Here is a 3,230-nt window from a genome sequence, read left to right as displayed (position 1 = left end):
CTGTTCCCCACAAGATGACGGTCAAGGCCGTAACCAACCATCGGTTTCTTTCTCCCATCTTCTGCCTCCTTTACGAGTCATCGCATTCGGTCGGATGGGCTTCGTGCCGTCCGATGGTCTCTTCGTGAGGCATCCGCTTCGCCACTCTTTGCACTCAAAAGCCGACTTCGGCTCCCGGCGTTCCGAAATCCTTCACCATGTCTTGATACACGGGAGTTCCCACAAAGAAGGAAAAGATTTCGTCCGCCTTGAGGGCCAGGTCCACGTGGGCGAAGCGATCCGGATAGAGAAGCTTGCCCACCACGTAGGCATCCACCAGGGCCGTCTCCACATTGGTGGTATAGAAGTTGAAAGGAAAAAGCCGGTAGACCTTCCGCTTCCTGAAGGCTTGAAGGGTTTTGTAGAACACGGGGTGCTTGGCCAAGTCGTCCAGCACCAGATCCTGCCCGCCCCCGTCCAGGAAGATAACGTCCGGGTCCAGTTCCAGAAGCTTTTCCCGATCCAGAAAGACGTGGGTGCCCAGACGGGTCGGCACCTGTCGCGCGGCATTGTCGGTGTGGGTCCATTCAAAGGGCAAATAATTCAGTTCCGTGCTCAAAATACCTCGGCTTCCCCGGTAGCCGACCCCGCCCACATAAGCCCGCGGGCGCCGTTCTTTCGGAACACCGCGGGTCCGTCGATCCAGATCGGCCCGGAGATCGTTCACATAAGCCACCACTTGCCGAGCCCGTCTCTCACGCCCCAGAATCGTGCCGGCAAGCTTGAGCGAATCCAACACCGCCTCATCAAAGGAGGCAAACCGCCCGTAGCTCAGAAGCACCACTGGCACTCTCAGTGCGGCCTGCACGCGGTCCGCCAGCTCGGCGTCCATGTAGGTGATGAAGACCACCTGCGGGCGCGCCGCCAGAACCCGCTCCATGTCCGGCCTTTTGTTGATGGCAGCCGCCCCGCCGGGGCCCACCGCCGGAAGCCCTTTGAGCTTCTGTCCTTGGGCCAACCAGTAGGGACGGCCGCGGGGATTTCGCTTTTCCAACTCTTCCACACCCGTCACCAGGTCCTGGGCCTGAAGGTAGACGATGAGGCGGAGCGCGCCGGGACCCAGGCAGACAATGCGTTGGGGTCTCAGCGGCACGCGAACCACTCGCCCTACCATATCGGTCACCGAAACAAAATCCGTCGCTGCCGCCACGGGACTGGTTCCAAGCCACATCATCATGATCCACAGAGCGCAGCATTTCTTCATGGCCCCCTCCCTCTGATCTACCCGCGTCCTATTGCGGGATCACCACCCAACGGCCGTGGATCCTCTCGATCTCCGCATCCACCCCGTACACCTCCCGGATGAGATCCGGCGTCACACCCGCTGGCTCCACGGCTCCGTGGATCTTCCCAGCCTTGAGAAACAAAAGGCGGTCACAATGCCTCAGGGCCAAGTTCAAATCGTGAATGGCCGCTACCGCCGCCAAACCTTCCTTCCGAGCCACCTTCTCAATGAGTTCCATCATGGCCAGCTGATTTTTCAGATCCAGGTGGTTCGTGGGTTCGTCCAACAACAGAACCCTCGGATCCTGTGCCAGGGCCCGGGCCAAGAGAACCTTTTGAGCCTCGCCGCCGCTTAGGGCGCTCAAGGGGCGATGGGCCAACGGGGCCAGGTTCATTTCCTCCAGGATTCTCTCCACCCGCGACAGGTCATCCCTTGACGGCCCCCATCGACAATGTGGCAGCCGCCCGAGCAGCACCACGTGGAAGACCGTCAGTTCCGTGCTGCGCCCCTGTTGCGGAACGGATGCACAGCGCCGGGCCACCTCCTTGCGACTCAAAAGCCCCACGTCTTCCCCATCCAGGAGCACCGTTCCCACACGGGGCCGGAGAAGGCCGTTGATGCACCGGAGCAACGTGGATTTCCCCGCCCCGTTGGTTCCGCACAAAGCCACGAATTGTCCAGCCTCCACCTGAAAACGAACGCCGCGCAAGACATGGTGACTGTCGTAGCTGAACAGGATATCTAAGACCGAAACGATCACGATCTCCCTCGCATCAGCAGGTAAAGGAAGAGGGGGGCACCGAGAAAGGAGGTCACTACCCCCACAGGAAAGGAGCCGCTTCCCAGGATCAGCCGAGAAAAGGTATCCGCCGAAAGCAGCAGCAAGGCACCCAGAAGTCCCGACATGGGGACCAGGAAGCGATGGTCGGCTCCCACCAGGCGCCGCGCCGCGTGAGGGGCGATGAGCCCCACGAAAGCGATGACGCCGTGAAAAGCAGTGGCCAGGGCCGATACCAGGGCAGCCAACACCAGCCCCTGCCATCGCAACCGTTCCACCGAGACCCCCAGGCTTTTGGCCGATTCCGCACCAGAGTCCAAGGCGTTCAGGTGCCACCGCCAAGAGACCGAGGCCAGCCCCAAGATCCCGGTCGACACCGTCACCATGGCGATCTCCTGCCAGCCGGACCGGGCCACATCACCGAAACTCCACACCACGGCCATGGCCAGCTGCGTCTCATCGGCCAGGTAGTGGAGCAGCACCGTGGCCGCTCCGAAGAGCGATGCAAGGGCGACACCGGCCAGGATGATCGCTTCAGGGGAGAGATCCCGGAGTCTGCCAAAAAATACAATGAGTATCGTGGCCCCCAGGGCGCCGGCAAAGGCAGATGCCGTGACGGGGAAAAACCTCCCTTCCCAGGCGATGATGGCAAGTGAGGCCCCGAAGGCCGCCCCCTGGCTGATACCCAGCGTGGATGGCGACCCCAGGGGATTTCGCAGGAGTGCTTGGATGAGCAAACCCGAAAGCCCCAGTCCTCCGCCCACGCTCAGAGCCGCTGCGATGCGTGGAAGTCGGATGTTCCAGAGAATCACCGAGCCCACACCGTCACTTTGCCCTAAGAGGCCCGAAAAGAGCTTGGCCAAAGAAAGTCCATAGGAGCCGAAGCCCAGGGCGATCATACCCAGCAAAAGGGTGACGAAGGCCACGGAAGCAAAGAAGCGCTGTGTTTTTCGTCCCCGCTCCACAAATTCCCCCGCCAGGCCGCTTGCCATATTTGGCACCTCCTTTCCCATAAGAAAAGCCACGAAAGCACTCCTCTCCCTTTCGGGAAAGCACAGCCTTCGTGGCTCTCTCGTCTATTGCGATCGCTTTGTGGGACAGCCGACGCCTGGGAGCTTGTCTGAGAACGCCCAGATTACTCCCTGTGGGCCCGTGTGCTCGAGCTGGCCAGGCCGCCGTAGGGGCGGG

Annotated in this window: 3 protein-coding genes; all 3 read right to left on the bottom strand. The window is 61.2% G+C overall.

Features of this window, described 5'->3' with window-relative positions; genetic code table 11:
• Positions 1-154: 154 nt before the first annotated feature.
• The 3 genes from B9A12_RS16450 to B9A12_RS16440 are packed head-to-tail and all read right to left on the bottom strand — an operon-like array spanning position 155 to position 3,034.
• The gene (locus B9A12_RS16450) at positions 155-1,243 is read right to left on the bottom strand and encodes an iron ABC transporter substrate-binding protein (protein WP_084059170.1); all 1,089 of its coding nucleotides are present in this window, start codon (positions 1,241-1,243) and stop codon (positions 155-157) included.
• 28 nt (positions 1,244-1,271) lie between these two features.
• A complete protein-coding gene (locus B9A12_RS16445) occupies positions 1,272-2,024 on the bottom strand; it encodes an ABC transporter ATP-binding protein (RefSeq protein ID WP_084059169.1) in 753 nt (250 codons plus the stop codon).
• Positions 2,021-3,034 carry a FecCD family ABC transporter permease gene (locus B9A12_RS16440; RefSeq protein WP_212636990.1) on the bottom strand — a complete coding sequence of 338 codons (1,014 nt, stop codon included), beginning with the start codon at positions 3,032-3,034 and terminating at the stop codon, positions 2,021-2,023. The genes B9A12_RS16445 and B9A12_RS16440 overlap by 4 nt, the downstream gene beginning before the upstream one ends.
• Between the last annotated feature and the right edge of the window lie 196 nt (positions 3,035-3,230).

This window comes from Desulfacinum hydrothermale DSM 13146, assembly GCF_900176285.1.
GTDB lineage: Bacteria > Desulfobacterota > Syntrophobacteria > Syntrophobacterales > DSM-9756 > Desulfacinum > Desulfacinum hydrothermale.
Note: the sequence above shows the minus strand (reverse complement) of the source record. Positions and strands in the feature narration are given on the sequence as shown.

Coding starts and splice junctions, on each gene's coding strand:
- B9A12_RS16450 (WP_084059170.1), bottom strand. CDS start 1,243: ATGAAGAAATGCTGCGCTCTGTGGATCATGATGATGTGGCTTGGAACC.
- B9A12_RS16440 (WP_212636990.1), bottom strand. CDS start 3,034: ATGGCAAGCGGCCTGGCGGGGGAATTTGTGGAGCGGGGACGAAAAACA.